At 63.6% G+C, this 17271-nt stretch carries 16 protein-coding genes; 11 read left to right on the forward strand and 5 right to left on the reverse strand.

The genetic code is table 11. The features are described 5' to 3' along the window. Positions 1 to 177: 177 nt before the first annotated feature. The 5 genes from ACPWR9_RS25070 to gnd all read left to right on the forward strand — a co-directional run bounded on the left by ACPWR9_RS25070 (position 178) and on the right by gnd (position 5680). Complete coding sequence (locus ACPWR9_RS25070; RefSeq protein ID WP_426301709.1) at positions 178 to 1320, forward strand: porin; 1143 nt, start codon at positions 178 to 180, stop codon at positions 1318 to 1320. Positions 1321 to 1345: 25 nt separating this feature from the next. Further along, the gene (locus tag ACPWR9_RS25075; RefSeq protein ID WP_426301711.1) at positions 1346 to 2716 is read left to right on the forward strand and encodes an MFS transporter; all 1371 of its coding nucleotides are present in this window, start codon (positions 1346 to 1348) and stop codon (positions 2714 to 2716) included. A 33-nt stretch (positions 2717 to 2749) separates the two neighbouring features. Next, a complete protein-coding gene (locus ACPWR9_RS25080) occupies positions 2750 to 3427 on the forward strand; it encodes a hypothetical protein (RefSeq protein ID WP_426301713.1) in 678 nt (225 codons plus the stop codon). 48 nt (positions 3428 to 3475) lie between these two features. Beyond that, the gene (locus ACPWR9_RS25085; protein ID WP_426301715.1) at positions 3476 to 4504 is read left to right on the forward strand and encodes a zinc-dependent alcohol dehydrogenase; all 1029 of its coding nucleotides are present in this window, start codon (positions 3476 to 3478) and stop codon (positions 4502 to 4504) included. A 105-nt stretch (positions 4505 to 4609) separates the two neighbouring features. Beyond that, the gene (gene gnd / locus ACPWR9_RS25090; RefSeq protein ID WP_426301717.1) at positions 4610 to 5680 is read left to right on the forward strand and encodes a phosphogluconate dehydrogenase (NAD(+)-dependent, decarboxylating); all 1071 of its coding nucleotides are present in this window, start codon (positions 4610 to 4612) and stop codon (positions 5678 to 5680) included. Between the two features lie 6 nt (positions 5681 to 5686). Here the strand turns inward: gnd and ACPWR9_RS25095 are convergent, their stop codons facing one another. Continuing rightward, a complete protein-coding gene (locus ACPWR9_RS25095; RefSeq protein ID WP_426301719.1) occupies positions 5687 to 6604 on the reverse strand; it encodes a LysR substrate-binding domain-containing protein in 918 nt (305 codons plus the stop codon). 149 nt (positions 6605 to 6753) lie between these two features. Here ACPWR9_RS25095 and ACPWR9_RS25100 point away from each other — a divergent pair, with 149 nt between their 5' ends. The 6 genes from ACPWR9_RS25100 to ACPWR9_RS25125 all read left to right on the forward strand — a co-directional run bounded on the left by ACPWR9_RS25100 (position 6754) and on the right by ACPWR9_RS25125 (position 13842). Beyond that, the gene (locus ACPWR9_RS25100) at positions 6754 to 7539 is read left to right on the forward strand and encodes an isochorismatase family protein (protein WP_426312932.1); all 786 of its coding nucleotides are present in this window, start codon (positions 6754 to 6756) and stop codon (positions 7537 to 7539) included. A 6-nt stretch (positions 7540 to 7545) separates the two neighbouring features. Then, positions 7546 to 8448, forward strand: a complete 903-nt coding sequence (locus ACPWR9_RS25105) for a pirin family protein (protein WP_426301723.1) — start codon at positions 7546 to 7548, stop codon at positions 8446 to 8448. Between the two features lie 150 nt (positions 8449 to 8598). Further along, the gene (locus ACPWR9_RS25110) at positions 8599 to 11145 is read left to right on the forward strand and encodes an ATP-binding protein (protein WP_426301725.1); all 2547 of its coding nucleotides are present in this window, start codon (positions 8599 to 8601) and stop codon (positions 11143 to 11145) included. A 118-nt stretch (positions 11146 to 11263) separates the two neighbouring features. After that, positions 11264 to 11689 carry an organic hydroperoxide resistance protein gene (locus tag ACPWR9_RS25115; protein WP_426301727.1) on the forward strand — a complete coding sequence of 142 codons (426 nt, stop codon included), beginning with the start codon at positions 11264 to 11266 and terminating at the stop codon, positions 11687 to 11689. Between the two features lie 56 nt (positions 11690 to 11745). Beyond that, positions 11746 to 12531, forward strand: a complete 786-nt coding sequence (locus ACPWR9_RS25120; protein WP_426301729.1) for an alpha/beta fold hydrolase — start codon at positions 11746 to 11748, stop codon at positions 12529 to 12531. A 129-nt stretch (positions 12532 to 12660) separates the two neighbouring features. Further along, the gene (locus ACPWR9_RS25125) at positions 12661 to 13842 is read left to right on the forward strand and encodes a GGDEF domain-containing protein (RefSeq protein ID WP_426301731.1); all 1182 of its coding nucleotides are present in this window, start codon (positions 12661 to 12663) and stop codon (positions 13840 to 13842) included. Positions 13843 to 13869: 27 nt separating this feature from the next. On the opposite strand, the gene ACPWR9_RS25130 is transcribed toward ACPWR9_RS25125, so the two are convergent. The 4 genes from ACPWR9_RS25130 to ACPWR9_RS25145 are packed head-to-tail and all read right to left on the reverse strand — an operon-like array spanning position 13870 to position 17227. After that, positions 13870 to 14604, reverse strand: a complete 735-nt coding sequence (locus tag ACPWR9_RS25130) for an ABC transporter permease (RefSeq protein WP_426301733.1) — start codon at positions 14602 to 14604, stop codon at positions 13870 to 13872. A 21-nt stretch (positions 14605 to 14625) separates the two neighbouring features. After that, positions 14626 to 15378 (reverse strand): ABC transporter permease, encoded by a 753-nt coding sequence (locus ACPWR9_RS25135; protein WP_426301735.1) that lies wholly within the window; start codon positions 15376 to 15378, stop codon positions 14626 to 14628. Beyond that, on the reverse strand, positions 15375 to 16244 hold the full coding sequence (locus tag ACPWR9_RS25140; RefSeq protein WP_426301737.1) for an ABC transporter ATP-binding protein: 870 nt from the start codon (positions 16242 to 16244) through the stop codon (positions 15375 to 15377). Before ACPWR9_RS25140 ends, ACPWR9_RS25135 begins: the two co-directional genes overlap by 4 nt. Beyond that, a complete protein-coding gene (locus ACPWR9_RS25145) occupies positions 16241 to 17227 on the reverse strand; it encodes an ABC transporter substrate-binding protein (protein WP_426301739.1) in 987 nt (328 codons plus the stop codon). The genes ACPWR9_RS25140 and ACPWR9_RS25145 overlap by 4 nt, the downstream gene beginning before the upstream one ends. Positions 17228 to 17271 lie beyond the last annotated feature (44 nt).

Consider the following 17271-nt stretch of genomic DNA (forward strand, 5'->3'; position numbering starts at 1 on the left):
CTGTCACATCCACCCCTCACCGAAATCTCGCGATTATTTCCGAATCGCGTGTTCTGAACTTCCACTTCGCCCCTATATTGCGGGGCCGCGTTCGCCCATCATTCTCGCAAGCCGGTGCGTGCCAAGCGCGACCCCGGCATGAACGAACAAAAAACAAGAGAGATACAGGAGACAACCGTGAAGCACTGGATCGCCTGCTTGCCGCTTGCGGCATGCTCGCTGGGCGCGTTCGCGCAAAGCAATGTGACTATTTACGGCGCCGTCGACGCCGCCATGACCTACGTGAACAACAGCGGCGGCAAGTCGGCCTGGCAGGCAGCCAGCGGCGGGCGTGCGGGCGACAAGTTCGGATTTAGCGGCGTGGAGGATCTCGGCGGCGGCTTGTCGGCCATCTTCACGCTCGAAGCTGGCTTCAACATCATGAACGGTGTTTCGCAACCGGCGAATACCTTGTTCGGTCGGCAGGCCTTTGTCGGCTTCTCCGACAAGCGGCTGGGCACGCTCACGATCGGTCATCAATACTCGATGACCAACGACTACTTCGTGCCACTGTCGACGTCGTTCATGTTCGCGGGCGGACTCGGCGCGACGCTGGGCGACATCGACGGATCGTGGAATTACAACAAGATCAATAACGTCATCAAGTACGAGAGCCAGACCTACAGCGGACTGAAGTTCAGCACGATGTTCTCGTTCGGCAACGTGACGGGCAACTTCGCGCAAGACCGGACGTACGGCTTTGGCGCGTCGTACACGAACGGCGGCCTGCAAGTTGCCGGTGCGTACATGAACATGCGCACCCCGGGCACGTCGATCTACGGCGGCACGAGTGTGGCGCAACCGGGCGCGGCCTATTCGAATCCGGTCACCAACCCGATCTTCCAGAACTACGTCACGGCCACGAGCCAGCAGGTCGTCGGGGGCGGGGCGAAATATACGTGGGGCAACTCGCAGGTCTCGGCGATGTACGAAAACGTGCGCTTTCTCGATATCGTGCGCACGGCGGCCAACCCGCTGGCGCCGCCCAATGCCGTTTTCAACAACTACCAGATCAACTACGGCTACTCGTTCACGCCGCGCATGATGGCGGGTGTCGGCTATCAATACAGCTTTGCGCCGGGCGGACATTACCAGTCGGTCGAAGGCGGCGCCGCCTACAATTTCTCGAAGACGACCTACCTTTACGGCATTCTCGTCTGGCAACACGCGAGCGGTCATGACTCGACGGGCAATGTGGCGGTGGCCGATATCTTTGGCCTGAGCGCATCGACAACCCCCAACCAGCTGGCCGTGCGCGTGGGTTTGCGCAAGGTGTTCTGACGTCATCGAAGGAACCTGAACTCGCATGGCAAACACCATCAAATCACCTAACGCCCCGGCCCCGCTGGATCTGCAATCGTTTCTCGACGGACGGCGCATGTCGAGCCTTCAGTGGCGCGTCGTCGTGCTGTGCTTCCTGATCGTCGCCATCGACGGCATCGATATCGGGCTGGCGGCGTACATCGCGCCTGCCGTGCGGCGCGAGTGGGGGCTATCGGTCGCAGAACTCTCGCCGATTTTCGTCTCTGCGCTGCTTGGCATGATGGCGGGCTCGTTGCTGTTCGGTCCACTGGCCGATCGTCGCGGGCGGCGCTTCGTGTTGCTGGCATCGGTCGCCACATTCGGTCTTGCGACGCTCGCCACGCTGTTCGCGACCAACGTCACCGAGTTGTCGATTCTGCGATTTATCGCGGGGGCGGGTATCGGCGGCGCTTCCCCGGCGTCTGTCACGCTCACGGCTGAGTACGCGTCGGGCAAGCGCAAGCTGTCCATCATCACGCTGATGATGTGCGGCAATTCGATGGGTTCCGCGTTCGGTGGCGTGGTCGCCTCGCAGATCATCGAACGCCACGGCTGGCACGCCATGGTGCTCGTGGGCGGCGTACTGCCGCTGCTGTTGCTGCCGGTGTTGTGGGCGCTACTGCCCGAATCGATGCGTTTTCTCGCGCTGCGCCGTCCTCACGAGCAAGCTCGGTTGCGTGCCTTGGGACGCCAGATCGCGCCGGAGGTTGTCACGGCCCAGACCACGTTCGTCGCACTGGAAACCAAGCAAAGCCGTTCGCCGGTGCGCGAACTGTTGGTTGCGCCTTACGCACGCGGCACGTTGTTGCTGTGGGCGGCGTTCTTCATGGGACTTTCGGTGCTGTATCTGATGGCGAGCTGGCTGCCGACCATCATCACGAATTCCGGCGGCTCGATGCGCAACGCCGCGCTCATCACGGCGCTATGGTCGATTGGCGGCACGACGGGCGGTCTGCTGCTCGGGCGCGTGATGGATAGCGCACGACCGGCATGGGTGCTGGGCGCGGCCTACACCGTCGCCTTCGTGACCGTGATCTGTATCGGCCGGACCTTCGGCAACGCCGCGGTGCTGGCACCGCTCGTGTATATCGCCGGGGTGTGCATCAGCGGCACGCAGGTCGGTCTCAATGGGCTGGCGGCGACGTATTACCCCACGGCGAATCGCGCCACGGGCGTGGCGTGGGCGACAGGCATCGGCCGTTTCGGCTCGATACTCGGCTCTAGCGTCGGCGGCGTGCTGCTCGGCTCGGGCATGGCCTATCCGGTCTTGTTCTTGATCGTGGGCGTGCCCGCACTGCTTGCCGCCTTTTGCATGTTTGCAATGCCCGCGTCCCGGCGTGAAACGGCAACGGCGTTGTCGCCCGCCACTCGCTGAACGCACTTTTCTCGATCACTGGATAAACGACTCATGGCATTTCCCGGTCCGGCGTTTCTCGCACTCTGGAATGACGTCACGCCGCAGCACGCGCAGGAATACAACCGCTGGCATACGCGCGAGCATGTGCCCGAGCGCGTCGGTATCGACGGCTTCATCGAAGGCCGCCGCTATCGTCATGCGCAGCCGGGGCAACGGGAGTATTTCACCGCCTACGGTGCGGTGTCGCCCGAAGTGTTCCGCTCGCTGGCCTATCTGAACGTCATCGACGAGCCGACCCCTTGGTCAGCCAATATGCGCTCCACGTTGACCCAGGTGCTGCGCGCCCCGTGCCGAACGCTGGCGTCGACGGGCGGCGGTACGGGTGGAGCGCTTGCCTGTGTGCGCATCCACGCCCCGGCGACCGAAGCGAGCGCGGCATTGCCGTTGGTTCAGGCGTGCGCCGCGTTCGAAGGCGCAGTCGCCGCGCATTTGGGCGAGGTGTTCGAGGCGCAACCGAATGCGTTCGCGCATTGGAAATCGTCGGACATGCCCACGCACGTGCTGCTTGTCGAAACACAGGACATGGGCGCTGCGAACGCATTGCGTGAGCGCATTGCGTCGCTGGTTGCCGAGACGCTGCCGGTCACGGTTTCGCCCGAAGTCGACGTGTATTCGCTCATCTTTGCGATTGGTCACGACGACGTCGACGTCTCGTTGCGCCGTACCTAGTCATCGCGCGTATCGACGCGATCACACAAGTTTGACGGAGTCCCCCCGATGAAAGCCCTTCAGAAAACCACCGCCGCCTTCGGCCTCGAATGGCGCGACGTTCCCGAACCCGAACAGCCCGGCGCGCACGATGTGATCGTCGACGTGACCGCCGCCGGTATCTGCGGCAGCGATGTGCATATTTACGATTGGTCGGGCGGCTACGACTTCCTGCGCTCGGCGTTCCCCGTGACGCTCGGCCACGAGTTTGCGGGACGTGTCGCGATGCTGGGCGCCGACGTCAGCACGTTGCAGCCGGGCGATGCGGTCGTTGTCATTCCTTCGGTTGAGTGCGGCGTGTGCGAGTTCTGCGTGTCCGGACGCGTCGACGAATGCCGTGACCGACGGGGCATCGGCATGATGCGCGACGGCGCGTTTGCCACCCGCGTGCGCGTGCCCGCACGCAATTGCCTGACGCTGCCGAGCGGCATGGACGCGGGCGTGGCGTCGCTCGCGGAGCCGCTCTCGATCGGCATGTCTGCCGTGAAGACCGCAGAGGTGAAAACCGGAGATCGCGTGCTGGTCATGGGGCCGGGCACTATCGGTCAGGCGATTGCCGTGCTGGCAAAAGCGCGTGGCGCTCGCGTGGCTATCGTCGGCCACAACGACGCGCAGCGGCTGGCGACAGCACGGGCACTCGGCATCGAAGCGACCCTCGATCTCGACGGTGCACCGGAAGGGGCGATGCGCACGTTGCTGGGCGATAACGAATACGACATCGTCATTGAAGCAACCGGCGTCGGTGCTGCCGTACAAGCGGGTCTCGACGTACTACGGCCGTCAGGGGTGTTCGTTGTCTGCGGCATTCACGGCAAGCCGATCAGCTTCGACGGGGCGAAGCTCGTGCGTCAGCGCCATCAGATTCGTGGCACCTATCGCGCCACGCGTGCGACGTGGCATGAAGTGCGCGATTTTCTCGTGGCGAACCACGCCGCGCTCGCGCCGATGGTGACGCACCGGTTGCCGCTCGCGCAGGCGATCGAAGGCTTCGAGATGGCGCGCAAAAAGATCGGATCGAAGATCGTGCTGGTGCCGTAGGCCGCTCACGCTCACCGAACCGGGTGAGACCCGGCGTGTCCGAATGAGGCGTAAAGTTAGCAAATTCCTGACCGAGCGCATCAACCAACGAAAGGAGGGCACGCTATGCAAGTCGGCATGATTGGATTGGGCCGCATGGGAGCAGACATCGTGCGGCGTTTGACCCAGCATGGGCATGAATGTGTGGTTCACGATGTGCGGCCTGCGGCCATTGCCGCGTTAGAAGCCGAAGGGGCCATTGGCGCGGATTCGCTCGCGACGATGGTCGCGAAGTTGAGCGCACCCCGCACCGTCTGGCTGATGGTGCCCGCCGCCATCGTCGAGGAAACGCTAACGCAAATCACACCGTTGCTCTCACCGGGCGATATCGTGATCGACGGCGGTAACTCGCACTTTCGCGACGGTATCCGGCGCGGCGCCGAACTTAGTCAAAAGCAAATCCACTTCGTCGATGTCGGCACGAGCGGCGGCATTGCCGGTCTGAAGCGCGGCTATTGCCTCATGATCGGCGGCGAGAAAGACGTCGTGACCCATCTGACGCCGATCTTTCGTGCGCTCGCCCCCGGCGGTAACGACGGCCCCGAAGCCGTGGCGGCGTCGTCCGCCGCTGGCCAGCCAAGCACCGACGATCAAGCGGCGGCCGAATATGGCTACCTGCATTGTGGGCAGCATGGCGCAGGCCATTTCGTGAAGATGGTTCACAACGGCATCGAGTACGGCATGATGGCCGCCATTGCCGAAGGGCTGAACATCCTCAAGCAGGCCGATATCGGCAAGCACACGCAGGAGGTCGGTGCCGAGATCACGCCGCTGCGAAACCCCGAGTACTACCAATACGATTTCGCATTGCCGGAAATTGCCGAAGTCTGGCGGCACGGCAGTGTGATCGATTCGTGGTTGCTCGACCGGATTGCCGGGGCGTTGCGTGGCGACCCTGCGTTGAGCCAGTTTGCAGGCCACGTGTCGGATTCCGGTGAGGGCCGCTGGACGCTCGAAGCTGCCATCGACGAAGCCGTGCCTGCCCCGGTGTTGAGTGCCGCGCTGTTTTCTCGCTTTAGTTCGCGAGGGCAAGACGGGTTCGCCAATCAGGTGCTATCCGCCATGCGTCACGCGTTCGGCGGGCATCACGAAACCGTTGCCAAGCCGTCGTCGTCGCCATCGAAAAGCGATAGTTGAGGCCAGTTACTGGAGCAGCGGTGGCAACTCGGTTTTGAGAAAGTCGACGAGTGCGCGCACCGCAGGCATCATGCCGCGCCGTGTCGGGAACAGGATCGCGAGGCGTCCTTCTCTGGAGCGCCACTCGGGCAGCACGATACGTAAGCCGCTCGACGCGATCTCGTTTGCGCATGCGTACAACGGCAGGCTGGCGATGCCCATGCCAGCCAGCGCGGCTTCCTTGAGTGTCGCGATGTTGTCGCTTTGCAAGCGCGGGTGCGTGATCGGCGTGGTGACGTCTCCACGCGCACCGATCAGCCGCAGCACGTTGACCGGCTCGTTGATCGGCGCATAGACCATGAGGTCGCCGTGCGGCAGCGCGTCCGGGGTCGCTATCGCCGCGTTGCGCTTCAGGTAAGCGGGGCTCGCCACCAGTCCCCAACGTACGGTGCACAAGGGCGCTTGCACCAGACTCGACGCCTCCACTTCGAATCCCATTCCCCGTACGACGACGTCGACGTTTTCTTCGACCAGATCCACTTGGCGGTTGCTGGCCTGTATCGCCAGCCGCACCTTGGGGTGCTGCTGCATGAAGCGGGGCAGTACCCGCGCGAGGACGTTGTCGGTGACGGCCACCGGCATGCTCACCCGCACTAGCCCGGAAGGCTCGGCGGTGCGCTGCCGCACGGCATCCTCACCGGCGCTTGCTGCGGCGATCATGGCCCGGCAATGCTCGTATAGCTCCTGACCCGCATCGGTCAGGCTCAATCGTCGTGAAGTGCGATGCAGCAGCCGAACGCCAAGGTTCGCTTCGAGATCGGTAATGCGGCGGGAGATGCGCGACTTGCTAACGCCCAGTCGCTCGCCAGCCGCGGTGAAGCCGTGCTGCTCCACCACTTGAGCAAACAGATAGAGGTCGTTCAGATCGAGGGAGACGGGCGTCATCGGGAATTCTCTCGCGGGGCGCAGGCAATGCTCATCGTTCTATACATGCAACGATGGGTTGTCAAATGACATATTTATCAATTGTCGTTGCATAAATATGATTCATTTCAACCGGAGCCGATGCGCACCGGTCGTTGACCCGGTGCCAGATGCTCGATGCAACGGGCCGCTTACAGACGCTAACGTTCCCGAAGATCATGAAAACGAACCCGCTCCTCAATGCTGTTGCCCTCGCATTCGCCGTCGCCACCACGGCTGCCGTCCCGACCAAAACCGCCAATGCGGCTGGCGCGGCGCCGGTAACCAACGCCGTCGCGCCCTCCGGCGCGCCGTACTCCCTGCTCTCGCGCGATAACACGGTGCTGGTGCTGGTCGATCATCAGATTGGCTTGTTCACCGGCGTTCGCGACATGGACGTGGGCCAACTGAAACACAACGTCGTCGCGTTGGCCAAGGCGGCGAAAACGCTCGGCATCCCGGTCATCATGACGGCCACCGTGCCCGACGGCATGTGGGGGCCGACCATCCCCGAACTGACCGCCGCGTTGCCGGGCGTGCCAGTCATCAGTCGCACGTCGATCAACGCGTGGGACGATCCGAACGTGCGTGCCGCCATCGAAAAGACTGGCCGCAAGCAGGTGTTGATCGCAGGCGTGTCGCTTGAAGTTTGCGCGACGTTCCCGGCGCTCTCGCTCAAGGCGGCAGGCTACGATCCGCGCGTGGTTCTCGACGCGTCGGGCACGTTCACCGACGCCAAGCGTACCGTGGGGCTTCAGCGCCTCGCCGGTGCTGGTATTCCGGTCACCGACTACGCCACCGCTGGGGTGGAAATGCTGCACGGCAACGACGACCCCAAAGCGGCACAGGTCTATGCCGATCTCGACATGCCGTTTGCCAATCTGGTGTGGCAATACAAAAACGCACTGAGCAAGTAAGCCAACATGAACCCGTTCGTACATTTATCGAAAGTCGTCGCCGGTCACGATATGACGATCGGCGCCGCCTTCCGGGCCAAGCACTTTGAAGAGCGGGCATTCGACGGCCTGATGGACCCGGTCGTCATGCTCGATCACTTTCACATGACCGGCCCCACCTTTTCGCCACATCCGCACGCGGGCATCTCGGCGGTGACATACATGTTCGAGGATGCGGTCGGGGCGCATGTGAATTACGACTCGCTGGGCAATCACGGGCCGATCCGGCCCGGGGCATTGCACTGGTTTGCCGCAGGCCGTGGTGCGGTGCATACGGAGCAGCCCGAAGGGGAGAATCAGCACGTTCACGCGCTGCAAATCTTCGTTAATCTGCCCGCCAGCAAGAAGTTCGATGCGCCGTACGCCGTGCATGCCGAGCCGCATGAGATTCCCGAATTCAGAGCGACGGGCGTTCGCGTGCGGGTGGTAACCGGCAGCAGCAACGGTGTGACGGCACCCCACACCACGCAGTTGCCTGAGCCGTTCACGCTGCTCGACGGATTTCTCTGGCCATCGTCGGGGTTCGATCACGCCTTGCCACGCGGCTGGAGCGCGATGGTCTATGCGGTTTCAGGTGGTTTGCGCGTCGGGGTCGACGACGATGTGCGGCAACTGGAGGAGGGCGAAGCCGTCGGTGTGTCGCTCGATGCAAGTGCTGCGCAGGGGGCGATCTCGCTTCACTTGTCCGCGGACGACGACAGCCACTTCGTCGTGCTTTCCGGTCCGGCCCTAAAGGAGCCGATTGCGAAGCACGGCCCGTTTGTGATGAACACGCCCGAGCAACTCGAAGGCCGTATCCGCGCGTACCAGCGTGGCGAGCTTGGGCAGCTCGTGATGCCGCCGGTAGGGCAGACGCAGAAATCGTGGTAGATTTTCGCCGAAGCCGCGCACCCGCCAGCCGTTTACGGCGAAATGGCACCGCGCGGCACGGCGCTCTGCAATGCCCAGTACGCCTGGGCGTTACAGTCCCCCTCGGATGCCGTCCTTGTTGGGAAAACGCTATGAAAGCGTTCCATTGAGATGTCGCCGACCTCTTCGCGCCCTCACGCACCGGCGACTGCCATTGGCGGTTACGGCTTCGGTCCCTTCAAGCTCTACCCGAACGCCAGACGGCTTTTCATCGATAACAAGGCCATCCGCCTTGGCGCCCGTGCGTTCGATTTGCTCGCGCATCTGGTCGTACACGCGGGCGAGGTGCAGAGCAAAGACGCCCTTATCGCCGCTGCATGGCCGCAGTCCATTGTCGAAGAAGCCAACCTGCGGGTGCAGCTCGTCGGCTTGAGAAAGGCGCTCGAAACGCACGGTGGTCGCGACTTCATCTCGAATGTGCCCGGCCGAGGCTACGTGTTTACGGCCAATGTGAGCCGTCTGGACGCGCTGATCGAAGATGAGGCACAGCGCAATCGGCAGGCTTGGGGATTAGCGCCGACGACGCGTTTGCCGGGGGCTGCTGCCGCGTTGGTCGGACGGCGCAATGAAGTCAACACGTTGGTGCAAGACACCTACCTGCGGCGCCTCGTGACCGTCGCGGGACCGGGCGGTATCGGCAAGACCAGCGTCGCTGTGGCCGCCGCCCGCATCATTGCCGAGGAACTGAGTGACGGGGCGGTGTTCGTCGACCTGTCGACGATCGGCACGGGCGAGCTGGTGGCTTCGGCCGTGGCCGCCGCCGTCGGCGTCTCGGTGGTCTCGGGCGATCCGCTAGCCAATGCCATCGCACTGCTGCAAGACAAGCACGTAGTCCTCGTTCTGGATAACTGCGACCCCGTGCTCGATGCCACGGTCGAAGTCGTACAGCGCATCCTTGCCGGAACCTCCGCCCCACTCATCGTGACGACCAGCCGCGAGCCGTTGCGCATCGAGGCCGAATCGGTGCACCGCTTGCCGCCGCTGGCGTCGCCGCCGGAAGGGCTCGATAACTCGCTCGAAGCGGCGATGCGTTTTCCGGCCGTTCAGTTGTTTGTGCAACGGGCGCTGGCCATCGACGGCGCGTTCGAGCTCTCGGACGACGATGCACCGGGCGTGGCGCTGTTGTGTCGACGGCTCGACGGTATGCCCTTGGCGATCGAGCTTGCTGCGGCGCGCACTGCGGTGCTTGGCGTCAAGGAATTGGTGCAGCGTCTCGACGACCGCTTAAAGGTGCTCAAGAGCGATCGGCGTGCCGTTGTGCCTCGGCACCGCACGCTGGAAGCCACGCTCGACTGGAGCTTCGAGCTACTGAGCGGCGACGAGCAGCGCATGCTCACACGTCTTGCCATCTTTCGCGAGCGCTTCTCGCTAGAGTGGGCGCTAGCGGTTGCCGCCGACGATGCAGCGCTCGGTATCGAAGCACTCGCCGGTCTGGTGTCCAAGAGCCTGATTTCGGTAGATGTCAGCAACGCGATGACGCCTTACCGGCTGCTGGAGACAACGCGCTATTACGCGATGGCGAAATTGCAGGCGTCGGGCGAGGGGAGCCTGATCGCACGCCGCCATGCGATTCACGTTTGCGCGCTGCTAGGCAAGGCGGTCGACGAAATCGACGGGCTTGGGCATGGGGCGTGGCGTGAGAAGCACGCGCAGGCGCTGGACGATGTTCGGTTCGCGCTGGACTGGGCGTTATCCGACGGCGGCGATACCGCGCTGGCGTCGCGTATTGCGGCGTTGTCGGCAACGCTATGGATGCTGACCTCCATGCTGAGCGAGTACCTCGGCTATCTGGAGCGGCTGGTAGCGCTTGACCCCGACACCAGTGGCGACGCTTCGCTGGCGGCACAGGTCTGGGGTGCCATCGGCTTTTGCCGAAGCACGCTGCGCGGCCCGAAGGCGCAAGCCTACGAAGCGTTGGACCGGGCGTTGACGAGCGCCGAGCAATCTACCGACCTTGCGTTGCGGTTGCCGATTCACTGGACCCGCTTCACTGCGGATATTCTCAATGGGCGCTATGCCGACGTGCTCAGCGACAGTCTCGCATTCGGCGCGGTGGCGAGCGCGCGAGCGGTGCGGGCGCGCCACGTCACGTCGCTCATCTTCACGCTGTCGTTCGGACTGTGTCCGGTCGCCCTATGGTGCGGAGAAGTCGAGCTCGCCGAGCAGGCCACCGACGAACTCAAAGACTGCTGCTTGCGGCACGGTATTCCGTTCTTCGGCTCATGGTTCACGATTTTCGACCATGCGCTGGGACTGCACGTCGAGCATCTCGCGGTGCGCAATCACTTCAGCGCGGTGCTTTTCACCGCGGCGCATGCCGAGATGGGCGTGACGCTCGACCCACTCGCCGTCACCGACGACCTCGTGCTTCGTGCCCGTAACGGCCTATGCGGCTGGTGCGCGCCGGAAGTGCTGCGAGCCAAGGCCCACGTGCTGCTCAACTCGGGCCAGTTTAGCGAAGCGCAATCGCTGCTCGACGAAGGCATGGCGCTCGCCACCGCACAGGGCGCACTCGCGTGGAAGGCGAGGCTTGTGCAAACGCAGGCCGAGTCGCTTATCCGGCAGGGGCGCAGCGCTGACGCCGCGTGGCTGATGGAGACGCTGACGCACGAGTTTTCCCCCGCCGATCGCGACATCTTGCTGCGCCGCCTGCCATAGCCCGCTTCCTTGCCGGGTCGCCCCACGGTGCGGCTTTGACAACATTTAACAAGTCTTAACTGGCCGCGCCGGACTTCGTTCACCAGAATCGGTTTATCGAACTGGCGAAGGAGGTCGAATGCCTCTCGAAAGAGTTTTGTACACGGCGACGGCGCACGCGACGGGCGGGCGCGCCGGTACGGCGGCCTCGGACGACGGCGCCTTGTCCGTCACGCTGTCCACGCCGCGCGAGCTTGGCGGCGCCGGGGGCCCGGGCACCAACCCCGAACAGTTGTTCGCGGCAGGCTATTCGGCGTGCTTTATCGGCGCCATGAAGGCCGTTGGCGCCGCGATGAAGATCAAGGTGCCGGACGACGTCTCTATCACCACGCAGGTAGGGATCGGGCCGATTCCGACCGGCTACGGCATTCAGGTCGCCATGACCATCCATTTACCGGGCTTCGAGCGGGCGGCTGCCGAAGATCTGGTGGCGGCAGCCCACAAGGTGTGTCCGTACTCGAACGCCACGCGCGGCAACATCGACGTGGCCCTGGCCGTCGCCTGAACCTCCCCCCGGCTTCATTCCCCCGACTTTTCCACCATTCTTCAAAGAGGTCTGTGATGCGATCCAATTCATTCTCCCTGCGCCGCACTGTGGTCGGCATGTTGGGTGTCACGTCGTTGGTTGTCGGTGTTGTTGCACCGAGTTCAGCGTTCGCTGAGCGCATTAATAACGTGGTGCTGGTGCATGGTGGTTTTGTCGACGGCGGCGGCTGGGAGCAGGTGTACAAGCTGCTTAAGGCGAAGAAATACAACGTCAGCGTGGTGCAAAACCCGACGACATCGCTCGCCGCTGACGTGGCAGCGACCAAGGCAGTGCTCGATGCCCAGAACGGCCCGGTGGTGCTGGTAGGCCACTCGTACGGCGGCGCCGTGATTACGGAGGCAGGCAACGACCCGAAGGTTGCTCGCCTGGTCTACATCGCCGCGTTTGCGCTGGATAAGGGCGAGTCGGTCAACACCGTGATTTCCAGCGCGCCGCCGGGGGCACCGCAGCCGCCGATTCTGCCGCCGGTGAATGGGTTCCTGATGCTCGACAAGGCCAAGTTCGCGGCGTCGTTCGCAGGCGACGTCAAACCGGCCCGTGCCGAATTCTTGGCCAATGCCCAGGTGCCGTGGGGCGTGGAGGCGCTGGGCGGCCAGATTACGGAAGCGGCGTGGCGCGCGAAGCCGAGCTGGTATCTGGTCACCAAGGACGACAAGATGATTCCGCCGGACGCGCAGCGCATGATGGCTAAACGTGCCGGCGCCACCGCTGTGGAAACGGCGGGCAGCCATGCGATTTACGAATCAAAACCGGCAGTCGTCGCCGCTTTGATCGAGCAAGCAGCCACGACGAACAAGTAAGGTGTGAGCAAGCCGGTGTCGTGCAGGCCCGACACCGGTTCGTTGCGAACGCGACTAACTCGATGCCGGGCCATCGACTTCGGCTATGCTGGCGGACATATGTGAAACACACACCTCCGTCCCGTAGCTATGTCCATCTCGGCCGTTTTCATCAGCATCGCGATTCTGTCGTGCGTCATGAGCGTCGCCATTCTCGGCTCGCTGTTTCGGACGGGTGTACCGGGCATACGGCTTTGGGGCATTGCCAGTGCCATGTTGGCTATCACGGCGGGACTGCTGCTGTTCGGCCCGACCAATGGCATCGTGGTTGTGGCGAGCAGCTTGCTGGTGGTCGCCTCGATGCTCGGCCTGCGAGGTTTCCGGCAGTTTCTTCATACCCGTACATCGTTCCAGTGGGAGCACGCGGCGGTTGTCGCCATTCTCGTGTTGCTGGTCTATTGGACGTTCGTGTCGCCGCACGTGGACGCGCGCAGTGCCATGGTCTCCGGGTTCATCGCTTACATCCGCTTTCAGATCGGCTGGATGGTGCTGAAGTACCGGCCAGCCGGTCGACCCAAATACGCCTACTACTTCGTGTCGATTGCCGCCTTGCTGGGCGCGGTCGTGCATGCGGTGCGCTGCCTCGCCTACGGGCTGGGCTTCGCGCACGAGGAAGTGTTCCTGCAAGCGACACCGCTTAACGTGATGTTCCTCGGCATGGCGACGCTGACGTTGCCGTGTCTATCCGTCGGCATGGTGATGCTCGCGCACGACCGGCTCGCCGACCGGATGGAGCGGCTCGCCACGTTCGACGATCTGACCGGTGTGCTGGCGCGACGCGCCTTCATCGCACGGGCGGAGGCGATTCTCGAGTCCACCGTAGCGGCGGGGTCGACCTTATCCATCGCGATTCTCGACATCGACAACTTCAAGACCACCAACGACCGCTACGGGCACGCCGCGGGCGACAAGACGCTTGCGCATGTGGCGTCGGTGATTTCGCGCGAAGTCCGGCAAGGGGATCTGGTGGGGCGTATCGGCGGGGAAGAGTTTGCGATATTGCTGCCCGCGACCACGCGGGAAGACGCGGGGCGGATGGTCAACCGGTTGCGCGCCATCGTGGCGGCAAGCGGTACCGGCGTGCAAGGCCGTGACGTGGTGTCGACGCTGAGCGCCGGGGTCGATGAATTCGGTGAAGGCGACACGCTCGCCTCGGTGATGGCCCGGGCCGATGCTGCGCTTTATGCCGCCAAAGCCAATGGCAGAAACTGCGTCGTCGTTGCACCGTCCGTGGCTTATCGATCGCTCGCGTTGATGCAGGTGTCCACGTGATGGCGTAATGACGTCACGCGGCGGCGCTCACTGCGCCGCGTAGCGCCGACTGACGGTCATGAGCAGCGCATTGCCCGCGAGGGCAAACAACATCAGAAACAGCGCCACCGCCATGATCGTGTCAATGTTGCCCAGATTCATGGCATTCGAGAGCTGATGCCCCAGCCCCTTCTGCGAGGCAAACATCTCCCCAATCAGCACGCCCAATAGCGACAGCGAGAACCCCAGTCGCACACCCGAGAGCACCTCCGGCAACACCGCAGGCAGCACGACACGCAATGCGATCTGCATGCGCGACAAATGCATTGCATGGGCCGCGCGAAAGTACACGGGCTTGATCTGCCGGATACCGTTCATCGTGAAGATCAGAATCGGGATCAGGCCATGCATGACGCCGAAAGCCACCTTGGCCGCAAGCCCCAGCCCGAAGATCAGCAGCACCAAGGGGTAGAGCGTCACCTTCGGAAGCGAATACAGATTGACCAGAATCGGTTCGGCCACGTTGGCCGCCAGACGGTTCGATCCGAGCCCCAACCCCAACGCAATGCCGCCCGCTACCGCGATCACTAGCGAGTAGATCAGCGCCAGGCCGGTTTCTGCCGCGTCGTCCCAGAACGAAGCGGTGCCCATCATTTGTCCAAGGGTGCGCGCCGTGGCAGCAGGCGAGCTAAGCGCAGCACCGTTAAACCAATGCACCGCTTGCCAGCCCGCGATCAACACGAGCAAGACGGCGAGTGTGCCGAGATGATTGGGCTTCTTCATGTCCATGCGAACGGCACCCGATCAGTGGCGGCTGCGCGCCTGAAAGCGCGCATCGATGTGGTTGAGCACGCCACCCACGAGCGTTACCGTCACGAGCACGGTGAGCATCAGGGCATACATGTCGGCATTCTCGAAATTGTTGTACGCGTAGCTAATGGCGTAACCGATGCCCGATCCCGAGAGAATGAACTCGGACGCAATGACGCCGATAAACGCATGCGACACGGCAAGCCGTACGCCGGTGAACATGTGGGGCAGGGCGGCGGGTAACTGCACGTGCCATACCGATTGCCAGCGCGTGAGCCGCATGACGCGTGCGGTTTTCGAGAACGAGCGGGGAATGCGGTCGAGGCCCGTCATCGTCGCCGTCATCATCGAGACCACGGCCAGCAGCGTGGCGATCACGATGATCGGTAGTACGCTCACGCCGAACAACACGATGAACACGGGATAGAACACGAAAGTCGGCACCGCGTAGTAGCTGGCGATCAGCGGTTCCAGTGCGCGGCGCACACCCGGCATGGCGTGGATGGCGAGTCCCGAGGCGAAACCAAGGACGACGGCCGCGACCGAAGCCGCGGCGATGCACGCGAAGCTGGTGACGATGTCGTGCGTAAAGCGTCCTTCGCGCAGGATCTCGATGGCATGCATGGCCATCGCGCTCGGCGCGATCATGACCGATGCCGCAATCGTGCCCGAGCGGCACAATCCTTCGACAAGCAGCACGAGCCCCGCGACAACGGCGATACGGATGAGGCGTTCGGCGCGAATCATGGCGATGTCTGCATCGCCTTGAGCGATTCGACGCGTAGTGTTTCCCACAGGCGCGACGTGATCTCACCGAAGCGCGGTGTGGCAACGACGCGGCTGTCGCGATTGCGCTCCCAGCCGGTGTCGATGATGTCGATGAAGCGGCCTGGGCGCGAGGACATCACGCCGACGCGGTCGGACAGCACAGCCGCCTCGTCGAGCGCGTGCGTAATCAGCAGCACGGTCGCCGACGTCTCGCGCCACAGCCGCAGCAACTCGTCGCCCATGAGCATGCGCGTTTGCTGATCGAGTGCGCCGAACGGCTCATCGAGCAGAATCAGGCGCGGCTCGATGACGAGCGTGCGGGCGATGCACATGCGTTGACGCATGCCGCCGGAGAGCTGTGCCGGGTGGGCATTGGCAAAGTCGCGCAGCCCCATGAAGCCGAGGGCGTAGCCGACGCGACGCGCAATTTCAGCGCCGTCGACGCCCGCCATGCGCAGGCCGAAGCCGATGTTCTCGCGCACGGTCAGCCACGGGAAGGACGCGTCTTCCTGAAACACCACGCCGACGCCATCGGGCACGCCGACGACCGGTTGGCCTTCGAAATGCACCGTGCCCGTGGTCGGCTTCGCCAGCCCGGCAATCAGTTCGAGCAACGTCGACTTGCCGCAGCCGGACGGCCCCACGACCGAGAAGAATTCACCACGGCGCAAGGTCAGGTCGACGGGGCCGAGCGCTTGCATCGGTGCCTTCTTGCCCGATTTCTCATTGGGCGTATCGAACGCTTTCGTCACGCCGGAGATCACGGCATGTGGCTCGCGGCTGGCGAGCGGCGTCTCGGCACCCTCCACCAGATGCAAACGCGGGCCGGGGTACTGCGAGGTCATAGCTGACCCTTCGCCCGCACGTCGGCTGGCAGGAAGCGCGAATCGATCAGCTTCGCCCAGTCGACGTCGTCTTTGATCTCGCCGATGAGTTTGAGCCCGCTGGCCACGCGATCCAGTTCTGCCCGATCGAATTGGCCTTGACTCCACATATGCGAGCGGACCATGTTGTCGACGGCCTCTTTGGCGACGTCCGGCATCAGTTTGAATTGCGCGGCGAGCAGTTTCGCGGCACCGGCCGGGTCGGCATACGTGGCGTCGACCCCAGCGCGGCGCCCGGCGATGATTGCACGCAGGGTGTCGGGATGCGATTGCGCGAACGCGCGCGTCGTGATGCCGACCGACGTCGTCATCGGCTTGAGCACGTCACCCGCACGATAGAGCGTGCGGTATTGCGACTTGCGCAGAATCGAGAGCGGTTCGATGGCGACCGCGCCCACGACGGCGCCCTGTTCGAGCATGGTCATGCCGTTGACGTAGCCGCCGGAGGCGACGCGGGTGACCTTCGAGGCGTCGATGCCTTTCTCGCGCAGCACCATCAGAAAGAGCATCTCGGACACGCTCTTGGGCGAGGTGATCGCCACTTTCTTGCCCACGAGATCGTCGAGCGTGTGGATGGGGCTTCCCGGCATCGTGACCATCGACGCTTCGGCAACGCTGCGCGTGCCCACGTTGACGATCACGATGTCCAGACCCTGCCGCGCCGCGGCGAGTGCGGCCGAGACCGCGACTTCGCCGTACGGCGTCTTGCTCGCGAGGATGTTGCGCACCGTGGTGCCGCCGCCGCCCGAGCTGATGATGCCGGTAATGTCGATCCCCGCCTTCTTGAACAGGCCGTGATCCATCGCTACCGCATAAGGCAGGCCGTAAAGGCTGCTGCCCCATTGGGTGACGGAAATCTCTTCGGCGTGGGCGACACGCGAAGCCGGCAGAAGGAGAGCGCCCGCCAGTGCGAACAGGTGAGCGAGTTGGAACAGCCTTTTCATCATCTACTCCGGGTCAAGCCAGCCGGCGCATCACCGTGCGCCGG

The organism is Pandoraea pneumonica, from assembly GCF_049918595.1.
GTDB lineage: Bacteria > Pseudomonadota > Gammaproteobacteria > Burkholderiales > Burkholderiaceae > Pandoraea > Pandoraea pneumonica_A.